This window comes from Duganella flavida (assembly GCF_009857445.1).
Lineage (GTDB): Bacteria > Pseudomonadota > Gammaproteobacteria > Burkholderiales > Burkholderiaceae_D > Rugamonas > Rugamonas flavida.
In genome coordinates this window covers 154330-173179 of the sequence record NZ_WWCN01000002.1, presented here as the reverse complement: position 1 = coordinate 173179, position 18850 = coordinate 154330, and the positions used below count along the sequence as shown (strand labels likewise).

Sequence of the window (18850 nt, the reverse complement as noted above, 5' to 3'; positions counted from 1 at the left end):
TCGGACCTGACCCCGAATTACTGAAAAGACGGTATAATCGCCGGTTCTGTCCTAAATACCACCTCAACGCATTCGAATGCGGGTCGTCTTTACGGATTCTGTCTCTTCTTGGTTTGATTCTTTAATTAAGGGGGGTTTGGATGTCCGATCTGGGTACCCACGCCAAGCTAGCGCGGCCAACTGCGCAACTTCCGGTTAACGTCTATTTTGACGAAACGCTACTGCAGCGCGAAATGCAGCAATTATTTAAAGCCGGCCCGCGCTACGTCGGGCATGAGCTGATGGTGCCGAATGTCGGCGACTACGCCACCCTGAAAGCCGAAAACGAAGGCCGCATGCTGGTGCGGAACGCCAATGGCCTGGAGCTGTTGTCGAACGTGTGCCGTCATCGCCAGGCGTTGATGTTCAATGGTCGTGGCAATGCTAACAACATTGTCTGCCCGCTGCACCGCTGGACCTATGACCTCAAGGGTGAGTTGATCGGCGCGCCGCACTTCCCTGAAACGCCTTGCCTGAACCTGCCGAAGACCCAGCTGCAAAGCTGGAACGGCTTGCTGTTTGAGCAAAATGGCTACAACGTCATGGAAGAACTGAATAAGCTGTCCGTCACCAAGGACCTGGATTTCAGCGGCTACATGCTGGATCACGTGGAAGTACACCACTGTGATTACAACTGGAAGACCTTCATTGAAGTCTATCTGGAGGATTATCACGTCGAGCCGTTCCACCCAGGCCTGGGCAGCTTCGTCACCTGCGACGACTTGCGCTGGGAATTCGGCCGCGAGTACAGCGTGCAGACCGTGGGCGTGCACAAAGGCTTGCAGAAATCCGGCTCGGAAGTCTACAAGCACTGGCAAGAGCAGGTACTGAAGTTCCGCGGCGGCGAACCGCCTCCGTATGGCGCCATCTGGCTCACGCTCTACCCGAACATCATGGTGGAGTGGTATCCGCACGTGCTGATCGTCTCGACCCTGTGGCCGGAAGGTCCGAACCGCACCAAGAATGTGGTGGAGTTCTACTATCCGGAAGAAATCGTGCTGTTCGAGCGCGAATTCATCGAGGCCGAACGCGCAGCCTACATGGAAACCTGCGTCGAGGACGATGAAATCGGCCAGCGCATGGATGCAGGCCGCAAAGCCCTGATGGAGCGCGGCGAAACAGACGGTGGGCCGTATCAATCACCGATGGAAGACGGCATGCAGCACTTCCACGAGTGGTACCAACGTAAGATGAGTTTATAAGGTTTCACAATGCAGTCACTTTGGATGTTGTTTGCGAGTTTCATGTTTGCCGTCATGGGCGTTTGTGTGAAGCTGGCCTCCGTGGAGTACTCAACATCCGAGTTGGTCTTGTACCGGGGCGTGGTCGGCGTGATCACCCTCGGCTTGATCATCAGGCTGTCCGGCGCATCCTTCCGCACTTCCATGCCGGGTGCGCACTTGTGGCGTGGCCTGATCGGCGTGACCTCGCTCTGGCTGTGGTACTACTCCATCGGCCAGCTGCCGCTGGCCACCGCCATGACCCTCAACTATATGTCACCGATCTGGATCGCCGTCTGGCTGTTCGCAATGGGTTGGTGGCACGCCAAAGGCGATATCAAATGGCCACTGATGCTGGCCGTCGGCATGAGCTTCATCGGCGTCACGCTGCTGCTGCGCCCTGCTTTCAATGCCAATCAACTGACGCCGGCCCTGATCGCACTGGGCTCCAGCGTGATTACCGCCACCGCCTATATGCAGGTCCGCAAAATGGGCCTGGCCGGCGAGCCAGAAAACCGCGTGGTGTTCTACTTCACCGTCATGAACCTGTTGGCTGGCATCGTCGGTGTGTTCGTCACCGGCGGCAGCGATGGCCCGGTGTGGCATCCGATTAATAGCTGGCGCAGCGCCTTGCTGCTGCTGGCCATCGGCGTGTGCGCCACCAGCGCGCAGATCGCGATGACGCGCGCTTATCGCTTGGGGAATACGCTGGTGGTGGCGAATCTGCAGTACACCGGCATCGTGTTTTCCAGCGTGTGGGGTGTGTTCATTTTCGGCGACGTGTTCGACTGGCATAGCTGGGCGGGCATAGTCATCATTCTGGCGTCGGGCATGGCCGCGACGTTCTACAATACGCGCAACACCGAACGCGGTAAGGCGATTGCCAATACCGATCCTATTGCTAGCGAAGTTTGAGGAAACCAGTCCATGCACACTACCCTGATCGACGCCGTTACCCTGTCCCAGCATCTGAATGATCCAAAGTGGGTCATCCTCGATTGCCGCCATGATTTGATGAATCCGAACGCGGGGCGCGACAGCTTCGCCATCGGCCATATCGAAGGCGCGCAGTTTGCGAATGTGGATACGGATTTGTCGGGCGCGAAGGTGGGTGTGGATGGCAAGTTCCTCGGCCGTCACCCGCTGCCGGGCCGCGCGGCGCTGATCGAAACCCTGCGCAGCTGGGGCATCAATGACGACACGCAGGTGGTGGCTTACGACGCGCAGGGCGGCATGTTCGCGGCGCGTTTGTGGTGGCTGCTGCGCTGGGTGGGGCATTCAGCGGTAGCGGTGCTGGATGGCGGCTTGGTGGCGTGGCAGGCTGCGGGCCAGACGATGACGACGCAGACCGAAGGCCGCGCAGCGGGCAGCATCAGCGACAAACCGTCGCTCGTGACCACTGTCTCGGTGGACGAGGTGCTGGCCAACGTTGAAACGCAAGCGCGTACCGTGGTCGACGCCCGCGCCAACGACCGCTATCGCGGCGAGAACGAGACGATTGATCCGGTGGGCGGCCACATCCCTGGAGCCAAAAACCGCTTCTTCAAGGACAACCTGACGGCCGAAGGCCGCTTCAAGGATGCCGCGCAACTGAAGGCGGAGTTTGCGCCGCTGTTTGCCGATCCATCGAAAGCCATCATGCAATGCGGCTCCGGCGTCACCGCCTGCCACAACCTGCTGGCGTTGGAAGTAGCCGGCCTGCCGGGCGCCGCGCTGTATCCGGGCTCCTGGAGCGAATGGTGCGCCGACCCAAGCCACCCAGTCGCCACCGGCTCCTGAAATTCGGGGTCAGCTCTGTCATTTGGACACGCAGCGCGCACTTTTGATATTGCTCAAGCACGCCGCTATTTGTCCGAATGACAGAGCTGACCCCAAATTACTAAAACGCAGGCTTAGTGGTGGTGCTCACCGCCGGTGAGGAAAAGGACGATCGCTACGCCAGCGGCGATCAGCAGCACTTGCGGGATCGATTCACGCAGCGTGGCGCGGCGCTGCATCTGCGGCATCAGGTCGCTCACGGCGATGTAGATGAAGCCGGATGAGGCAAACACCAGCACGTAAGGAATCAGGCTGCTGGCGCGCTCCAGGGTGTAGTAGCCGAGCAAGCCGCCAGCAATCGCCAACAGGCTGCACAGCAGGTTGTAGACATAGGCCCGGGTACGCGAGAAGCCGGCATTCAGCAGCACGATGAAGTCGCCGATTTCCTGCGGAATTTCGTGGGCGATGATGGCCAGGCCGGTAATCAGCCCCAGCTGCGGATCGGCCATGAAGGCGGCGGCAATCAAAATGCCGTCGGTGAAGTTGTGCATGCCATCGCCGACCAGGATCATCCAGCCGGCCTTGCCCGCCTCGCTCTTGTCGTGGCCGTGGTGGTGATGGTGGCCATCATGCTCGTGGTGATGCGAATGGCGCAAGATGGCCAATTTCTCAAGCAGGAAGAACGCCAGCAGGCCGCCCAGCAGCGTGGCAAACAGGCTGCGCGCGCTGGCCTGCGACTCGAACGCTTCCGGCAAGGCGTGCAGCAAGGAGGTCGACAGCATAATGCCAACCGATAGGCTGACCATGCGCTCAACCAGCTTGGAGAGCAGCGTAAACGAGAACACGGCCGCCGCAGTGATGCTCACTACGCCAGCCAGTGTGGTTGCCAGGATGATGGAAACGAGTACGGGATCGATGTTATAGCCTCTGGTACTAAAACCGGCCGCATAAGCCGGGACGTTATTTTACCCTCAAACGACCTCAGCCTGCTTGAACCAGCCCAACACCCGGTTCCAGCCGTCCATGGGTGCGCTCACAGCGCCAGCAGCATGGACTGGGTGCCTGGGAAAGTTGACGCTGGCGTCTCCGGCCAGCCCTCCGTACCAGGCCACGCCTGTCTTGATCGCAGGATTATGTACCGCGTACAGCCAGGCGATGCGGCCGCCCCAGCAAAAACCAGTGATGGAGATCTTGTCGCCATTGCCGCCGTTGGCCTGGGCCCAGGTCACCACCGCGTCAAGCTCGGCAAACACTTGCGCGTCCGGCGCCCGGAACACAACGTCACCACGGCGGCTGAACAGCTCCGGCGCCAATGCCAGGTAACCCTGGCGAGCGAAGCGGCGCACCACCTCGGCAACTTGTTCGTGCGCGCCGGCGACTTCGGAAATCACCAGGACCACCGGCGGCCGGGTCTTGCCTTCCGGCTGGGCGCAGTACACCTGCAACTCGTGGCCATTCACGTTAATTTGGATAGTGCCGGCGGTCAGGCCGGCGCTGACGGAATCACCCATCAATTAGCTCCTTTGTATGCAGAAACTCAATGTGCCTCGTCCCAGTTCGCGCCAACGCCAACTTCGGCAATCAGCGGCACTTTCAGTTGTGCCACGCCGGCCATCAGTTCCGGCAGTTTTTGCTTGATCAGCTCCAGCTCGGCATCCGGCACTTCCAGCACCAGCTCATCGTGCACCTGCATGATCATCTTGGTGCCCAGTTGTTCGGTTTCCAGCCAGCCCTGCACCGCGATCATGGCCAGCTTGATCAGGTCGGCCGCCGTGCCCTGCATCGGCGCGTTAATCGCTGCGCGCTCGGCGCCCTGGCGGCGCGGGCCGTTCGGCGAATTGATCTCCGGCAGCCACAGGCGGCGGCCGAACACGGTTTCGACATAGCCGCGCGCTTTCGCTTGCAGGCGGGTGTCGTCCATGTACTGCTTGACGCCGGCAAAGCGGGCGAAGTAGCGTTCGATGTAGCTCTGTGCCGCTGCACGCTCGATGCCGAGGTTGCCCGCCAGGCCGAATGCACTCATGCCGTAGATCAGGCCGAAGTTAATCACCTTGGCGTAGCGGCGCTGCTCGCTCTCCACTGCCTCCGGCGCGACGCCGAAAATTTCAGCGGCGGTGGCGCGGTGGATGTCCACGCCTTCCGCAAACGCGCGCAGCATGTTTTCGTCTTCCGAGATGTGCGCCATGATGCGCAGCTCGATTTGCGAGTAGTCGGCCGAAACGATGTGCGAACCGGCCGGCGCCACGAAGGCTTCGCGGATGCGGCGGCCTTCCTTGGTGCGGATCGGGATGTTTTGCAGGTTAGGATCGTTGGACGCCAGGCGTCCCGTCACCGCCACCGCTTGCGCGTAGTTGGTATGCACGCGGCCGGTCTGCTTGTTGATCCCTTTCGGCAGCTTGTCGGTGTAGGTCGACTTCAGCTTGGACAGGCTGCGGTATTCCAGCAGCACTTTCGGCAGCGGATAATCTTCGGCCAGCTTTTGCAGCACTTCCTCGTCGGTTGATGGCGCGCCGCTTGGGGTTTTCTTCACCACCGGCAGCTTCAGCTTCTCAAAGAAGATTTCACCAATCTGCTTCGGCGAGCCGAGGTTGAAAGGCTGCTCAGCCAGCTCATGCGCTTTGGCTTCCAGTTCGACGATGCGCGCGCCCAGTTCGGCCGATTGCGTCTCCAGCAGCGCGGCGTCGATCTGCACGCCGTTGCGTTCGATCTTTTGCAGCACTACCGCAGTCGGCAGTTCGATATTGCGGTAGATGAAGTTCAGTTTGGCGTCGTCTTCGACTTCCCTGATCATGCGCTGGTGCAGGCGCAGCGTGATGTCGGCGTCTTCCGCCGCATACTCGGTGGCGCGGTCGATCGCCACCTGGTCGAAGGTAATCATGCTGGCGCCCTTGCCGCACACGTCCACAAACGGAATCGTGGTGTGGTTCAGGTGGCGCAGCGCCAGCGAATCCATATCGTGCGTGCGGTGCGATTCAAACACGTAGGATTCCAGCAGCGTGTCGTGGTGTATGCCTTGCAGCGATACGCCATGGTTGGCGAAGATGTGGCTGTCGTACTTGAGGTTCTGGCCGACTTTCAGCTTGGTGGCGTCTTCCAGCCACGGCTTCAGTTTGGCCAGCACGTGTTCGCGCTCCAACTGCTGCGTCACGCCTTGATAAGCGTGCGCCACCGGGATGTAGCAGGCCTCGCCCGCTTTCACCGACAGCGAAATGCCGACCAGCTGCGCCGTCATCGGCTCCAGCGAGGTGGTTTCAGTGTCGACTGCGGTCAGTTCGGCAGCGTTAATCAGGGCGATCCACTTGTCCAGCTGTTCGTCGGTGTAGACGGTTTCGTAGCTGGTGGCGACTGGCTCGGCGAACAGGTCGCCGTTAGCGGAGGCTGCACCGCCAACCGGCGCATCGGCGGCTGGCTTGGCCGAGGCAGCCGGTGCAGGAGCCGCGCCAGCAGCGCTACCCAGTTCGCGCAACAGGGTCTTGAAGCCATACTTGCCAAAGAAGGCCAGCAGCGCTTCCTTGTCTTCACCGCGCGCCACCAGCGATTCATTGATCGACACCATGTGGGCCGACAGATCGCAATCCAGTTTCACGGTAATCAGCTCGCGCCCTTTTGGCAGCCATTCCAGCGCGTCGCGCAGGTTTTGGCCGACCGCGCCGGTGATGTTGGCGGCATTGGCCATCACGCCGTCCAGCGAGTCGTAGGCTGTCAGCCACTTGAGCGCGGTTTTCGGGCCACACTTGTTCACGCCCGGCACGTTGTCGACGGTGTCGCCGATCAGGGTCAAATAGTCGATGATGCGGTTCGGCGGCACGCCGAACTTGGCCAGCACGCCCGCCTCGTCCATCTTCTCGTTGGTCATGGTGTTGATCAGCATGACCTTGTCGTTGACCAGCTGCGCCAGATCCTTGTCGCCAGTGGAGACCACCACATTCATGCCAGCCTTGGCCGCATCCACGCACAGGGTACCGATCACGTCATCGGCCTCCACCCCCTCCACCATCAGGATCGGCCAGCCCATGGCCTTGACCGCCTCGTGAATCGGCTCAATCTGCAGGCGCAGGTCGTCCGGCATCGACGCGCGGGTGGCCTTGTATTCCGGGTACATATCATCACGGAAGGTCTTGCCCTTGGCGTCAAATACGCAGGCGATGTAGGCGGCCGGGAAATCCAGTCGCAGGCGGCGCAGCATATTGACCATGCCGTGCATGGCGCCGGTCGGATGGCCGTCCGCGCTGCGCAAATCAGGCAGGGCGTGGAAGGCGCGGTAAAGATAGCTGGAGCCGTCTACTAACAACAGGGTATTTTGCATAGGTACTAAGATGAGGGTGCATGGCGATGAATGCAACATTATCGCAGGTTTTGCTCCCCCTCCGCCCGGCAGGCGTGCGTGTTTGTTACAATGGACCATCCAGCAAAAATAGGCGGCCTATCATGAAGCGCATCTCTCTCATTCTCCTGACGCTCGTCGCGCACGCGGCGATTGCCCAGTCGACGCCTAGCCAGGCCCCGCCCAAGCTGGAAAAAATCGAAGAAGTGGCTGAAGACCCTATCACCGTCACCGCTAAGCCCGGCACCGAGGGCAAAATCACCGAACGCCGCGACAACAGCGGCAATGTCACTGAAACCACCGTCAAAAGCGGCCCGAGCACCTATACCCTGCGTCCTAATCACCCGGCCGGCACCGCCCTGCCCGGTGACGCCATGAGCGGCTCGCCGCGCGGCGCGCAATGGACGGTGCTGGAATTCGACATCGGCAAGAAGAAAAAGAAAACCACGGACGACGAGGCCGTGCAAGACAACGCACCGCCGCCACCGGCGCCCACCGTCAAATAATCAAAACCGAACTTATCGAACTTTCACATGGCAGTCTTTACCCCGGTATCGCTGGAGGATGTCACCCAGTGGATCACCCAATTCCCGCTCGGCAAAGTGCTCGGGCTCAAAGGCATCAGCGCTGGCATCGAGAACAGCAACTTCTTTCTGACGACCGAGCGCGGCGAGTACGTGCTCACCATCTTTGAGAACCTGTCGTTCGAACAGTTGCCGTTTTATCTCAACTTCATGCACCACCTGGCCGACCACGGCGTGCTGGTGCCCGACCCGATCGCCAACGACCAGGGTGGACTGGTGACGGCGCTGCATGGCAAGCCGGCTTCCATCGTCACCAAGCTCGAAGGCCGTTCGCAGATGGAACCGCAGCCGGTGCATTGCGCCGAAGTGGGCGCCATGCTGGCCAAGATGCACATCGCCGGCCTTGACTACAAGCTGCAGCAGCCTAATCTGCGCGGCCTCGACTGGTGGCATGAAACCACGCCGCTGGTACTGCCCTACATCCCGGAAGACAAGGCGCAACTGCTGAAGTCCGAAGTGCACTACCAGGAAACCTTTGCCGCCTGCGAGGATTACAAGCAGCTGCAAGTGGGCCCGGTACACGCCGACCTGTTCCGCAATAACGTGATGTTCCAGGGCACGCGCCTGACCGGCTTCTTTGACTTCTACTTTGCCGGCTGCGATACCTGGCTGTTCGACGTGGCCGTCACTGTCAACGACTGGTGCATCGACCTCGACACCGGGGTGCTGGACGAAGCCCGCGTGCGCGCCATGCTGGATGCCTACCACGCCGTGCGTCCGTTCACCGTCGCGGAAACGCACGCCTGGCAAGCCATGCTGCGCGCCGGCGCGCTGCGCTTCTGGTTGTCGCGCCTGTACGACTACTACATGCCGCGTGAAGCCGAGATGCTGACACCGCACGATCCTAGCCACTTCGAGCGCATCTTGCGCGAACGCATCGCCACGCCGGCGCCGGGACTGTACTGATGGAAAAGCTTCCCGCACGCGCAGGCTGGCACTGGATCAAGCAAGGCTGGATGTTGTTCCGCAAACAGCCGGGCGGCATGATGGCGCTGCTGTTCGTTTGCATGTTCGCCTCGTTCTTCATCATGCTGTTACCGGCCCTGGGCCAGATCCTGTGGTGCGTGCTGATGCCAATGTTCAGCATCGCCCTACTGCAGGGCTGCGCGGAAATTGACCAAGGCCGGCGCGCCATGCCGCAATTCCTGCTGGCCGGCTTCCGGTCGCCGATGCGCAAACATCTGCTGGGTGTGGGAGCGTTGAATCTGGCGTTGATGCTGCTGGCCATGCTGGCCATCTACGGCATTTCCGGCGACGCCATCAAAACCTTGGGCGAAGCGCAATCCAAGGGCGTCATCAAGCCGGAAGATGTGGAAGGTTTGTTCAGCGGCATGCTGACCGGCTCGCTGATCTACATGCTGGGCTGGATGCTGACCTCGATGGCCGCGCCGCTGATTTTCTGGCAGAAGATGGCGCTGAACAAAGCCTTGTTCTTCAGCGTGGTAGCGGTGCTGCGGGCGATCAAGCCGTTCGTCAGCGCGGTGGTGATCCTGCACCTGATCTACTTTGTCGGCGTGCAGATTGTGATCCTGGTGCTAGGCGTGTCGCAACTGGGCGTGGCCGGTATCTTTACCCTGTTTCTGATCTCGCTGGTCATGGTGCACTGCATGCTGTACACGGCCTACGCACAGCTTTTCGGCCCGCCACAAGTGGAAATACCCTCGCAGCCCTAACGTCGTCCCCGCGAAAGCGGGGACCCATGCTGAGCTGGCGTTCTATCGATCCCCGCCTGCGCGGGGACGACGTCACAGACGCTCCAGTTTCGCGATGCTCAGGTCGAGCACCTTCATGCCTGCGCTACCGAAATTGATCTGGGCGCGGGCATTGTTGCCGCTGCCCTCGATGTTGACGATCACGCCCTCGCCAAACTTGGCGTGAGCCACCGATTGCCCCAAACGCCAGCCTGAACTCGCCTCAAGTGCCTTGCTGGTGATTTTCTGCGCCAGGGCTTTGTCCGAGCCGACCAGTGGCGCCTCGTCCCATGCGGATTTCTTCGCACCGAACCAGCCTGCCTGTACTTTCGGCGTGAGCCACTTCAGCGCATCTTCCGGCAACTCATCAAAGAAGCGCGACTTCATGTTGTAGCGAGTTTGGCCGTGCAGCATGCGGGTCTGGGCAAAGCTCAGATACAGGCGCTGGCGGGCGCGGGTGATCGCCACATACATCAGGCGGCGCTCTTCTTCCACACCGTCGTGCTCGCGCGAGCTGCTCTCGTGCGGGAACAAGCCTTCTTCCAGACCGGTGATGAAGACGTTGTTGAACTCCAGGCCCTTGGCCGAGTGCACCGTCATCATCTGTACGGCTTCCTGGCCGACTGTGGCCTGGTTGTCGCCTGCTTCCAGCGAGGCGTGCGACAGGAAGGCCGACAGCGGCGACATCACCGTCGACAGCGGCGCATCGGCGTCGAGGATTTCAAAGCCGTCCTCGTTGATGACCGCCGTGCCGGCCGAAGCTTGCGACTGCGGGCCGAGGTGCGCAGGCGCGCCCTGCCCGTAGCCCTCTTCGGACACGAACTGGGTGGCCGCGCTGACCATCTGCTCCAAGTTTTCGATGCGGTCGGCGCCTTCTTTTTCGGTGGCGTAGTGGGTCAGCAGCGTAGACTGCTCCAGCACCACGCGCACCAGTTCCGGCAGCGCCATCTGCTGGGTTTCAAAGCGCGTTCCTTCGATCAGGCGCACGAAGCCGGCCAGCGAGGTACCGGCTTTGCCCGTCACATAAGGCACGGCGGCGTACAGCGAAACACGGTACTGGTCGGCCGCCGCTTGCAGCGTCTCGATCGAACGCACACCAATGCCACGCGCCGGGAAATTCACCACGCGCAGGAAGGCTGAATCGTTGTGCGGATTGTCCATCAGCTGCAAGTACGCGATGGCGTGCTTGACCTCGGCGCGCTGGAAGTAGCGCAGGCCGCCATACACGTGGTACGGAATGCCGGCCGAGAACAGCGCATGCTCGATCACGCGCGATTGCGCGTTGGAGCGATATAGCACAGCGATTTCGCTGCGCGAGGCGCCGTCATGGATCAGGTTCTTGGTCTCTTCAATAATCCACGACGCTTCGGACAAGTCCGAGTTGGCTTCATAGACACGTACTTGCTCGCCGTGGCCGGCGTCGGTACGTAGATTCTTGCCGAGGCGCTTGCTGTTGTTCGCGATCAGAATATTGGCCGCGTCCAGGATGTGGCCGTGCGAGCGGTAATTCTGCTCCAGCTTGATCAAGTTCTTGACGTTGAACTCGCGCTCGAACGCGCTCATATTGCCGACGTTGGCGCCACGGAAGGCGTAGATCGACTGGTCATCGTCACCAACGGCAAACAGTGCGCCGCCCTGCTGGGTACCGTGGCCCGATATCAGCTTCAGCCATTTGTATTGCAGGTCATTGGTATCCTGGAACTCGTCGACCAGGATGTGCTGGAAACGCTGCTGGTAATGTTCGCGCAGCGGCTGGTTGCGGACCAGCAGTTCATAGGTGCGCAGCAGCAGTTCGGCGAAATCGACCACGCCTTCGCGCTGGCACTGGTCGTCGTAGAGTTGATACAGCTCGACCTTCTTGCGCTCGTCGGCGTTGTAGGGCTCGATCTTGTCGGCGCGCAGGCCCTGGTCCTTGGCGCCATTGATGAAGTACATCACCTCTTTCGGTGGAAACTTCTCGTCATCGACGTTATTCGCTTTCAGCAGGCGCTTGATGGCGGACAGCTGGTCTTGCGAATCGAGAATCTGGAAGGTCTGCGGCAGCGCAGCGTCGCGGTGATGGGTGCGCAGCAGGCGGTTACACAGGCCGTGGAAAGTGCCGATCCACATGCCGCGCGTATTAATCGGCAGCATGGCGGACAAGCGGGTCAGCATCTCCTTGGCGGCCTTGTTGGTAAAGGTTACCGCCAGGATGCCGGAAGGCGACACCTGGCCGGTTTGCACCAGCCAGGCAATACGGGTAGTCAGGACGCGGGTTTTGCCGGAGCCGGCGCCCGCGAGGATCAGGGCGCTCTGGGCGGGCAAGGTGACGGCAGCCAGTTGCTCGTCATTGAGATTATGAAGAAGATTTTGCATCCCGTGATTATACCGGGATGCGTATCATCAGGCCGACGGCGCCGGGACGGCTTTGCCGTTTTGCAAACTCTCCTGCATCATCGCTTTCATCACGCGCTCAGCTTCGCGCACGGCTTCGGTGTGTTTCAGGTTGAGCTCACCCATGCGCAGGTTCCATTCTCCCATGGGACGGCTGGCTTCAGCCATCTTCTGGTTCAACGCCTGCATCGGCTGATTCAACTCGTGCAGCTTGGCGGTCTTGGTCGCCAGCACGCGCTGCTGCTCGTTCATTTGCTTTTGCAGCGGCCCCATTTCCGCTTGCAGGGCTGCCATCCTTTTAGCGAAGTCACGGGCTTTTTCAGGCGTATTGTCGGCCGCTATTTCACGCGCTGCCAGTTCCATGCGGCGCGCGACTTTTTCCTGCTCACGCGCCACCTGTTCCATCTGGCGTTGCTCACCCAAGGCGTCGCGCTCAGCCTGTTTGCTGAACTGGCTGGCGGCAGCGTTTATCTCATCGCCGATGGCGTTCATGATCTTGCCCTGGGCTTCCATCTTCTTGCCCTGCGCGTCCATCTGCTCGCCAATGTTATTGACCGGCGCCCAGGCGGCATCGATCTTGGCTATCAGGGCTGGATCCTGGATCAGGTAAGTCTTGTCACCATCGCGGAACCAGAGGAAGTCGCCCTTCACCTTGCTGCGCAGGGCCGCGACCTTGCGAATATCCTTGGTCGTGGCCGACACCGTGATCGCCTCTTTATTGCTACGAACGATAGCGTAGCCGTGGGATTGGTCCGGCCCATCGTTAATGGTGGCGTGGTCAAATTTAAAAGTCATCGGCACGGCGGGCGTGGCCGGTGTCGCAGGAGTGGCTGGCAGTGCAGGCAAGGCTGGCGTTGCAGGAAGCGCTGGCGTGGCTGGCACGGCTGGTGGCGCTGGCGGCGCAGCTGGCTCGACCAACGCTGGCGGCGCTGGTGGTGCTGGCGGCTCGGCCGGTGCAACCAGCGCAGGCAGTTCTGGCGGCGCCGGTGGTTCCGGCGGTTGTGGAGCGGCGTGAGCGTAAAGCACTGCGCCGGCTGCCAGCAGGCCGGCCAATGGCATGGCCATCTTCCAGCTAACCGGTTCAACATCGGGACGCAGCAGGCGTTTGATACGAGACATGAGATTTCCTCCGTGAGCCGCGTGGGCTAATTGTGTTGTATCGAACTGGAAGCGATCCAGTTGCGACAGGGCTTGCGCCAGCTTGTGCGGCTGGCCGAGCATATCCACGGCGAGGTCGTCGGCGATTTGTTCTCGCTCAATCCGGATCCTGCGCGATATAGCCCAAACACTAGGGTGATAGAACAGCACGATTTCAATCGCGCTTTGTAGGAGGTTCACGAGGTAGTCGTGACGCTTGATGTGTGCCAGTTCGTGCGCCAGCAGCGCTTCCAGCAGATCGACCGGCATGCCGGTGATCAGCGCGGTTGGCACCAGCACGATGGGCTTGAAGCAGCCGGCAGTAATTGGGCTATCGAGGTGGTCGGCCACGCCAAGGCGCACGTGCTGCTCGATGCCAAAGCGGCGCGCCAGCTCGGACAAGCGGCGCTGCCAGTAAGGATTGGAGGTGAACTCGTCCGGCCGCGTGTGGTCGGCGACCCATTTCAGGCCGATCGCCAGACGCAGCGCCATCAGCGCCGCTCCCGCCAGCCACAGGCCGACGATCCACGGCAACTGGCGGCGCAGCATATTCTGCGTAGCGGCCAACGTTTCGTTAGCGATGATGCCGCGCGCAGCAGGCGCCAGCACGGACGTGACCACGGAGCCGCCGTCAATCGCCACCACGGCGACCATGTCAGCCTTGGCGGCCTTCGCGGAGACGGCCTGCGCATCGGCCATCTGCATCAAAATGCTCGCCAGCGGCAGCACCGCGCACAGCAGCATCGCGCCACAGGCGACGGCGTAACGCGTCTGCGGACGCGCCTTGCGCAGCACATACATGGCCAGCGTCACCGCCCAGCCGATCAGCAGCCCCTGCCAGATGAAGTGCAGCAGCGCCCAGCCGGTGGCTGGCACCAGCGCTGATAACAGCGTAGTCAATTCTTGATTCATTGCCGCACTCCTGATTGATTGATGTAGAATAAATTATCTAGAACGCGATGTCTAGAACTTTTTTTCTACATAAGGGCATCAATGAAAAAGACACCCAGCGCCATGCTCAGCATCTTACTATTTGCTGCCACCTGCCCCGCCAGCCACGCGGGCAGCTGGAACAAGCCAACGCCCAATGAAGCGTTCAGCAAAGGGGATTATCAAACCGCGCTGCGAGGATTTACCGACCGCGCCATGCTGGGAGAGGATGCAGCGCAGGACAATGTGGGCATGATGTACGCCCAGGCGCTGGGAACCGAACGTGATGTGGCGAAGGCCGCAAGCTGGTACAGGAAAGCCGCCGAGCAAGGCTATGCACAAGGGCAGCGCCATCTGGCAGGATTGATGATGACGGGAGAAGGCGTGGAACAGGATATTCCCGGCGCGATTCGTTTGTATCAGAAAGCCGTGGACCAAGGATTGGCTTCTGCGCAGCGCGACTTGGGCAGCTTGTACGAAGCAGGCAACGGCGTCACGCAAGACAATCAGAAAGCCCTTGAATTATTCACGCTGGCAGCAAATCAGGGCGACGCGTTTGCGCAGGAACGAGTCGCTGCGCTATCCCGCAAGGCCGGGCTGCCTGCCCGGCCTTAAGCTACTTACTTAGTACAGTACAACCGAGCGGATCGACTCGCCGCTCTTCATCAGGTCGAAGCCCTGGTTGATGTCTTCCAGCTTCAGTCGATGGGTAATCAGGTCATCGATATTCAGCTTGCCTTCCATATACCAATCAACGATCTTCGGCACATCGGTACGGCCACGTGCGCCGCCGAAAGCGGAGCCCTTCCACTCGCGGCCCGTCACCAGCTGGAACGGACGGGTGGAGATTTCCTGGCCGGCTGCCGCCACGCCGATGATGATCGATTTGCCCCAACCTTTGTGGCAGCACTCCAGCGCCTGGCGCATCAGGGTCGTATTGCCGACGCACTCGAAACTGTAGTCAGCGCCGCCGTCGGTCAGCTGGATGATGTGGTCAACCACGTTCTCGACTTCATTTGGATTCACGAAGTGGGTCATGCCGAACTTACGCGCCATCGCTTCGCGCGCCGGATTGATATCAACACCGATGATCTTGTCCGCGCCTACCATCTTGGCCGCCTGGATCACGTTCAGGCCGATACCACCCAGGCCGAACACCACCACATTCGCACCCGCTTCCACCTTGGCAGTGAACAGCACTGCGCCGACGCCGGTGGTCACGCCGCAACCGATGTAGCAAACTTTATCGAACGGCGCATCGCTGCGGATTTTCGCCAGCGCGATTTCCGGCACCACGATGTAGTTCGAGAAGGTCGACGTGCCCATGTAGTGATAGATCGGCTTGCCGTCGATGGAGAAGCGGCTGGTTGCATCCGGCATCAGGCCGCGGCCCTGGGTCGAGCGGATCGACTGGCACAGATTGGTTTTTTGCGACAGGCAAAATTTGCACTGGCGGCATTCCGGCGTGTACAGCGGAATGACGTGGTCATCTTTTTTGAGCGACTTGACGCCAGGGCCGACATCGACCACCACGCCTGCGCCTTCGTGGCCCAGAATGGCCGGGAAAATCCCTTCCGGATCAGCGCCGGACAGGGTGTAGTAATCGGTGTGGCAAATGCCGGTGGCTTTGATTTCCACCAGCACTTCGCCTTCGCGCGGGCCGCCCAGCTCAACTTCTTCGATGGTGAGTGGCTTGCCCGCTTGCCATGCAACGGCTGCTTTGGTTTTCATGAATGTTCCTTTCGCGTGGGAACGTCATGATAGCAAAATCAGTCGTGGAACGCGTCCACCACCTTGCGTTGGCCCAGCATGAACGCATCAGCCACGTGACGCAGCGGCGCTACGTCCACGTCCGACTTGCCGGCGCGGATGATGTCGGCAAAGCGCTGGTACAGCGATGGGTACTCGGCTTCCTTCTCCAGCGCTTGCTCGACGCCGTTGATCCACAGGCGCGCGCCGCCATTCGCCAGGCGCACTTCGCCGCTGGCGGTGGTGACGATGATGTCCCAGCTTTGCGGGCCGGTCTGGCGCCAGTCAAATTCGGCATGCACCTTGATACCTGCGGCATCCTGGAAGTGCAGGTCGGCGGCAATCGGCGCATCGCGGTTCTCAGGGAATTCCAGCGCGGCTTTGGTCAGGAACACGGCCGACGGCAAAATCTCGGTCACGATCGACAGCGCATTGATGCCCGGATCGAACACACCGAGGCCCCCCGCTTGCCAGATCCAGTCCTGGTTCGGGTGCCACTGGCGCACGTCTTCTTTCCAGATCACGTGCATGGCGGTTGGCTTGTTGGCGGCCAGATGGGCCTTGGCCGGCTGCACGCCCGGCGCATAGCGCGAGTGCCAGCTGGCGAACAGGCTCACGCCCTGCTTGGCAGCGAAGGCTTCCAGGTCGGCCACTTCCGACAGCGTGGCACCCGGCGGCTTTTCCAGGAACACGTGCTTGCCGGCGGCCAGCGCCTTGTAGGCAGCGGCGTAGCGGTACTGCGGCGGCATGCACAGCGATACCGCTTCAATGTCCGGACGCGCTTCCAGCATCGCCTCGATAGTCGGGAAGCTAGGGATGTTATCGATGGTGTTGTTGCGGCTGGCCGTCGCGACCAGCGCGAAATTGGCGGCATTCGCGTTGATTGCTGGTACGTGCTGATCGTAGACGATCTTGCCCACGCCAACGATGGCGAGTTTAATTGGTGACGTCATCTGGTGTTCCTGGTTGAGTTGATCCGGGAGCCTATCACCTCAGCCAGCCGCGCAACAAGCGCGGACAGGCGTCACCGAGTATTTATTATCAATATTGCGGTTATTGCGGTTCAACTGGCATCGCAGGACCGATGCCCAGCAGGTCCGACACCGTACGCCACAGCTGGCGCGGCGAGGTCCACGGCTTCGGCAGGAAAGCATTGCCGGCGTGATGGTGCTCCGGATGGCGCGCCGAATACATCAGCACGCGCGCTTCGGCTTGCTGGCGGCGCAGCTCGGACAGCAGGTCGACGCCGTCGCCGTCCGGCAGGTCGGGATCGATCACCACCAGCGCGAATTTCTCGTTTTGCAGCATTTCCTGTGCTGCGGCCAGGGTCGGCACGTGGGTGACTTGCGTTTCTGGCACCAGCAGCGCGGCCAGCACCAGCGCCGCATCGTGGTCGCTGTCGACGTGCAGCACGCGCGGAGCCTCAGCAAAAATGGAAAAGCCGATAGCGCCACCGGTTTCTTCGGTAAAGGGACGATAGGTGCTAGTTGGGAAATCATTGGTCATGACGGTCTCCGCTTGGAAAGCTGTATGCAAGCTCGGCGGAGTTGGGCCGAAAGGACAAGAGTGGCGCAGGGTGCAGGCGGCCATTGAGGCGACAGGAGCAGATGTGGTCCTGTCGCGGTCGAGGCTGGCGGATGATTTATCCGCCGCTCAGATCACAGTGTATAACAAAAATGCCGTAAGACAAGAAAAATTACCCCAGCCGTTTACTTTTTCAGACGGCTGTTGAATGCAGCATGCAAGCTATTGAGGGTCTCTTCGGCTGCCAACAGCTGGTCCGCCACCTCGTTAACCTTGCGGCGGCTCGAGCGGGCGTGATCGCGCAGCACCTCGAAAGCGGTGTTGCGGTCGGTTTGGAATTTACACATCAACAAGCCCACAGCCAGGCTGGTTTCGCGGCCGGCAGCCAGTGCGGCGTTCAGGTTCAGTTCGGTACGGCGCAGCTGGCGGATTTCGTCGGCGCGCGCCAGGCCGGCGGCAAACGCTGGCATCAGGTGCTTCTCGTCAACCGGCTTGACCAGGAAGCCCACCGCACCGTAGGACGCAGCTTGCTTGCCGGCGTCCGCATCGCCACGACCGGACAGGAACATGAACGGCACCGAGCTGGTGGCGTGCAGTTGCTTGGCCAGTTCCAGGCCATTCATGCCAGGCATGTGAATGTCGAGCAGGGCCAGATCTGGTTCGCGCTGGGCGATGGCTTGCAGGGCTTGCTCCGCCGACGAGGCCTTGGTGACTTCGTAGCCGGCGTGGCCCAGCACTTCGCCGAGGAAATCGAGCAGCAGGGGATCGTCGTCGACGATGAGGATGAGACGCTTCGGTGTTGGAATGGATGCGGTCATGGGGCGGGAACCTTGGGCTAATACTAACGCCCCATTATAAGACCGAATCCCCCCCGCACTTCAAGCGTTTTTATTGCGATGTGAAAAGCGATTGAAATTGACCTACGGCCTCTCCAACACTTTCAGCTTGATACACGCTGCTGATGGCGGCCACCATATGGGCGCCGCGCGCGACCAGCGGTGCGGCGTTCTCCGGCGTCATGCCGCCGATGACCACGGTCGGCACGCGAATCACTTCGCGCGCCTGGTCGAGGATGGCGGGCTGGGTGGTGACTGCGTATTTCTTGACCCGCGATGGGTAGAAGCCGCCGAACGCCACGTAGCTGGCGCCCGCCTCTTGCGCGCTGAGAGCGCGCGGCATGTCGCCGTAACAGGAGGCGCCGATGATTTTTTGTTGACCTAGTTTCATGCGGACTTGCGCCACTTCGGCATCGGTGCCGCCGAGATGGACGCCGTCGGCATCGAGGTCGGTGCACAGATCGACATGGTCGTTGATGATGAAGGGTACGCGGTAGCGGCGGCTCAGGGCCAGCAGCGCGTGAGCTTGTTCATAGCGCAGCACCGGGCCAGCGTCCTTGTGACGGTACTGCAGCAGCGCGATGGGCGCGGCTTGCATGGCCTGCTCGGTCAATTGCAGCAGGCGGCTGGTGTCATCCCAGTTGGGAGTGACGAGGTAGAGTCCTTGCATGATGTGCTCTCTTTC

At 60.8% G+C, this 18850-nt stretch carries 17 protein-coding genes; 7 read left to right on the top strand and 10 right to left on the bottom strand.

The genetic code is table 11. From position 1 onward, the window contains the following. Positions 1 to 140 precede the first annotated feature (140 nt). Genes GTP46_RS03120 through GTP46_RS03110 form a run of 3 tightly spaced genes read left to right on the top strand, consistent with a single transcriptional unit; the run spans position 141 to position 3038 of the window. Positions 141 to 1241, top strand: a complete 1101-nt coding sequence (locus GTP46_RS03120; protein ID WP_161005164.1) for an aromatic ring-hydroxylating oxygenase subunit alpha — start codon at positions 141 to 143, stop codon at positions 1239 to 1241. A 9-nt stretch (positions 1242 to 1250) separates the two neighbouring features. Continuing rightward, on the top strand, positions 1251 to 2174 hold the full coding sequence (locus GTP46_RS03115; protein ID WP_161005163.1) for a DMT family transporter: 924 nt from the start codon (positions 1251 to 1253) through the stop codon (positions 2172 to 2174). A gap of 12 nt (positions 2175 to 2186) precedes the next feature. After that, positions 2187 to 3038 carry a sulfurtransferase gene (locus GTP46_RS03110; protein ID WP_161005162.1) on the top strand — a complete coding sequence of 284 codons (852 nt, stop codon included), beginning with the start codon at positions 2187 to 2189 and terminating at the stop codon, positions 3036 to 3038. Between the two features lie 113 nt (positions 3039 to 3151). Here GTP46_RS03110 and GTP46_RS03105 read toward each other — a convergent pair whose 3' ends face one another. The 3 genes from GTP46_RS03105 to polA all read right to left on the bottom strand — a co-directional run bounded on the left by GTP46_RS03105 (position 3152) and on the right by polA (position 7323). Beyond that, entirely contained in the window at positions 3152 to 3862 is a 711-nt protein-coding gene (locus GTP46_RS03105) for a ZIP family metal transporter (protein ID WP_371869557.1), read from the bottom strand. Positions 3863 to 3988: 126 nt separating this feature from the next. Next, positions 3989 to 4528: a dienelactone hydrolase family protein gene (locus GTP46_RS03100; RefSeq protein WP_161005161.1), complete on the bottom strand. Its 540-nt coding sequence runs from the start codon at positions 4526 to 4528 to the stop codon at positions 3989 to 3991. 26 nt (positions 4529 to 4554) lie between these two features. Then, positions 4555 to 7323, bottom strand: a complete 2769-nt coding sequence (polA, locus tag GTP46_RS03095; RefSeq protein WP_161005160.1) for a DNA polymerase I — start codon at positions 7321 to 7323, stop codon at positions 4555 to 4557. A 122-nt stretch (positions 7324 to 7445) separates the two neighbouring features. Between polA and GTP46_RS03090 the strand changes: the two genes are divergently transcribed. Genes GTP46_RS03090 through GTP46_RS03080 form a run of 3 tightly spaced genes read left to right on the top strand, consistent with a single transcriptional unit; the run spans position 7446 to position 9598 of the window. Continuing rightward, positions 7446 to 7847: a hypothetical protein gene (locus GTP46_RS03090; RefSeq protein WP_161005159.1), complete on the top strand. Its 402-nt coding sequence runs from the start codon at positions 7446 to 7448 to the stop codon at positions 7845 to 7847. Between the two features lie 27 nt (positions 7848 to 7874). Next, the gene (locus tag GTP46_RS03085; protein WP_161005158.1) at positions 7875 to 8831 is read left to right on the top strand and encodes a homoserine kinase; all 957 of its coding nucleotides are present in this window, start codon (positions 7875 to 7877) and stop codon (positions 8829 to 8831) included. Beyond that, positions 8831 to 9598 carry a BPSS1780 family membrane protein gene (locus GTP46_RS03080; RefSeq protein WP_161005157.1) on the top strand — a complete coding sequence of 256 codons (768 nt, stop codon included), beginning with the start codon at positions 8831 to 8833 and terminating at the stop codon, positions 9596 to 9598. The genes GTP46_RS03085 and GTP46_RS03080 overlap by 1 nt, the downstream gene beginning before the upstream one ends. A 72-nt stretch (positions 9599 to 9670) precedes the next feature. On the opposite strand, the gene GTP46_RS03075 is transcribed toward GTP46_RS03080, so the two are convergent. Further along, a complete protein-coding gene (locus tag GTP46_RS03075) occupies positions 9671 to 11971 on the bottom strand; it encodes a UvrD-helicase domain-containing protein (RefSeq protein ID WP_161005156.1) in 2301 nt (766 codons plus the stop codon). A gap of 27 nt (positions 11972 to 11998) precedes the next feature. Then, entirely contained in the window at positions 11999 to 14038 is a 2040-nt protein-coding gene (locus GTP46_RS03070) for a M56 family metallopeptidase (protein WP_161005155.1), read from the bottom strand. An 81-nt stretch (positions 14039 to 14119) separates the two neighbouring features. Between GTP46_RS03070 and GTP46_RS03065 the strand changes: the two genes are divergently transcribed. Next, complete coding sequence (locus tag GTP46_RS03065; protein ID WP_161005154.1) at positions 14120 to 14671, top strand: tetratricopeptide repeat protein; 552 nt, start codon at positions 14120 to 14122, stop codon at positions 14669 to 14671. Between the two features lie 9 nt (positions 14672 to 14680). Here the strand turns inward: GTP46_RS03065 and GTP46_RS03060 are convergent, their stop codons facing one another. The 5 genes from GTP46_RS03060 to thiE all read right to left on the bottom strand — a co-directional run bounded on the left by GTP46_RS03060 (position 14681) and on the right by thiE (position 18835). Then, positions 14681 to 15787 carry an S-(hydroxymethyl)glutathione dehydrogenase/class III alcohol dehydrogenase gene (locus tag GTP46_RS03060; protein ID WP_161005153.1) on the bottom strand — a complete coding sequence of 369 codons (1107 nt, stop codon included), beginning with the start codon at positions 15785 to 15787 and terminating at the stop codon, positions 14681 to 14683. 38 nt (positions 15788 to 15825) lie between these two features. After that, positions 15826 to 16758, bottom strand: coding sequence for a Gfo/Idh/MocA family protein (locus tag GTP46_RS03055; RefSeq protein WP_161005152.1), 933 nt, complete (start codon positions 16756 to 16758; stop codon positions 15826 to 15828). 100 nt (positions 16759 to 16858) lie between these two features. Continuing rightward, positions 16859 to 17311: a response regulator gene (locus GTP46_RS03050; RefSeq protein ID WP_161005151.1), complete on the bottom strand. Its 453-nt coding sequence runs from the start codon at positions 17309 to 17311 to the stop codon at positions 16859 to 16861. A gap of 203 nt (positions 17312 to 17514) precedes the next feature. Beyond that, positions 17515 to 18147, bottom strand: a complete 633-nt coding sequence (locus GTP46_RS03045; protein ID WP_161005150.1) for an ANTAR domain-containing response regulator — start codon at positions 18145 to 18147, stop codon at positions 17515 to 17517. A 70-nt stretch (positions 18148 to 18217) separates the two neighbouring features. Further along, positions 18218 to 18835, bottom strand: a complete 618-nt coding sequence (thiE, locus tag GTP46_RS03040; protein ID WP_161005149.1) for a thiamine phosphate synthase — start codon at positions 18833 to 18835, stop codon at positions 18218 to 18220. Positions 18836 to 18850: the final 15 nt, after the last annotated feature.

Excerpts from the sequence above, each read along its gene's own strand:
- GTP46_RS03070 (WP_161005155.1), bottom strand. The coding sequence starts at position 14,038 with ATGAATCAAGAATTGACTACGCTGTTATCAGCGCTGGTGCCAGCCACC.
- GTP46_RS03115 (WP_161005163.1), top strand. The coding sequence starts at position 1,251 with ATGCAGTCACTTTGGATGTTGTTTGCGAGTTTCATGTTTGCCGTCATG.
- GTP46_RS03045 (WP_161005150.1), bottom strand. The coding sequence starts at position 18,147 with ATGACCGCATCCATTCCAACACCGAAGCGTCTCATCCTCATCGTCGAC.
- GTP46_RS03090 (WP_161005159.1), top strand. The coding sequence starts at position 7,446 with ATGAAGCGCATCTCTCTCATTCTCCTGACGCTCGTCGCGCACGCGGCG.
- thiE (WP_161005149.1), bottom strand. The coding sequence starts at position 18,835 with ATGCAAGGACTCTACCTCGTCACTCCCAACTGGGATGACACCAGCCGC.
- GTP46_RS03080 (WP_161005157.1), top strand. The coding sequence starts at position 8,831 with ATGGAAAAGCTTCCCGCACGCGCAGGCTGGCACTGGATCAAGCAAGGC.
- GTP46_RS03120 (WP_161005164.1), top strand. The coding sequence starts at position 141 with ATGTCCGATCTGGGTACCCACGCCAAGCTAGCGCGGCCAACTGCGCAA.
- GTP46_RS03050 (WP_161005151.1), bottom strand. The coding sequence starts at position 17,311 with ATGACCAATGATTTCCCAACTAGCACCTATCGTCCCTTTACCGAAGAA.
- GTP46_RS03055 (WP_161005152.1), bottom strand. The coding sequence starts at position 16,758 with ATGACGTCACCAATTAAACTCGCCATCGTTGGCGTGGGCAAGATCGTC.
- GTP46_RS03100 (WP_161005161.1), bottom strand. The coding sequence starts at position 4,528 with ATGGGTGATTCCGTCAGCGCCGGCCTGACCGCCGGCACTATCCAAATT.
- GTP46_RS03075 (WP_161005156.1), bottom strand. The coding sequence starts at position 11,971 with ATGCAAAATCTTCTTCATAATCTCAATGACGAGCAACTGGCTGCCGTC.
- GTP46_RS03085 (WP_161005158.1), top strand. The coding sequence starts at position 7,875 with ATGGCAGTCTTTACCCCGGTATCGCTGGAGGATGTCACCCAGTGGATC.
- GTP46_RS03110 (WP_161005162.1), top strand. The coding sequence starts at position 2,187 with ATGCACACTACCCTGATCGACGCCGTTACCCTGTCCCAGCATCTGAAT.
- GTP46_RS03060 (WP_161005153.1), bottom strand. The coding sequence starts at position 15,787 with ATGAAAACCAAAGCAGCCGTTGCATGGCAAGCGGGCAAGCCACTCACC.
- polA (WP_161005160.1), bottom strand. The coding sequence starts at position 7,323 with ATGCAAAATACCCTGTTGTTAGTAGACGGCTCCAGCTATCTTTACCGC.
- GTP46_RS03065 (WP_161005154.1), top strand. The coding sequence starts at position 14,120 with ATGAAAAAGACACCCAGCGCCATGCTCAGCATCTTACTATTTGCTGCC.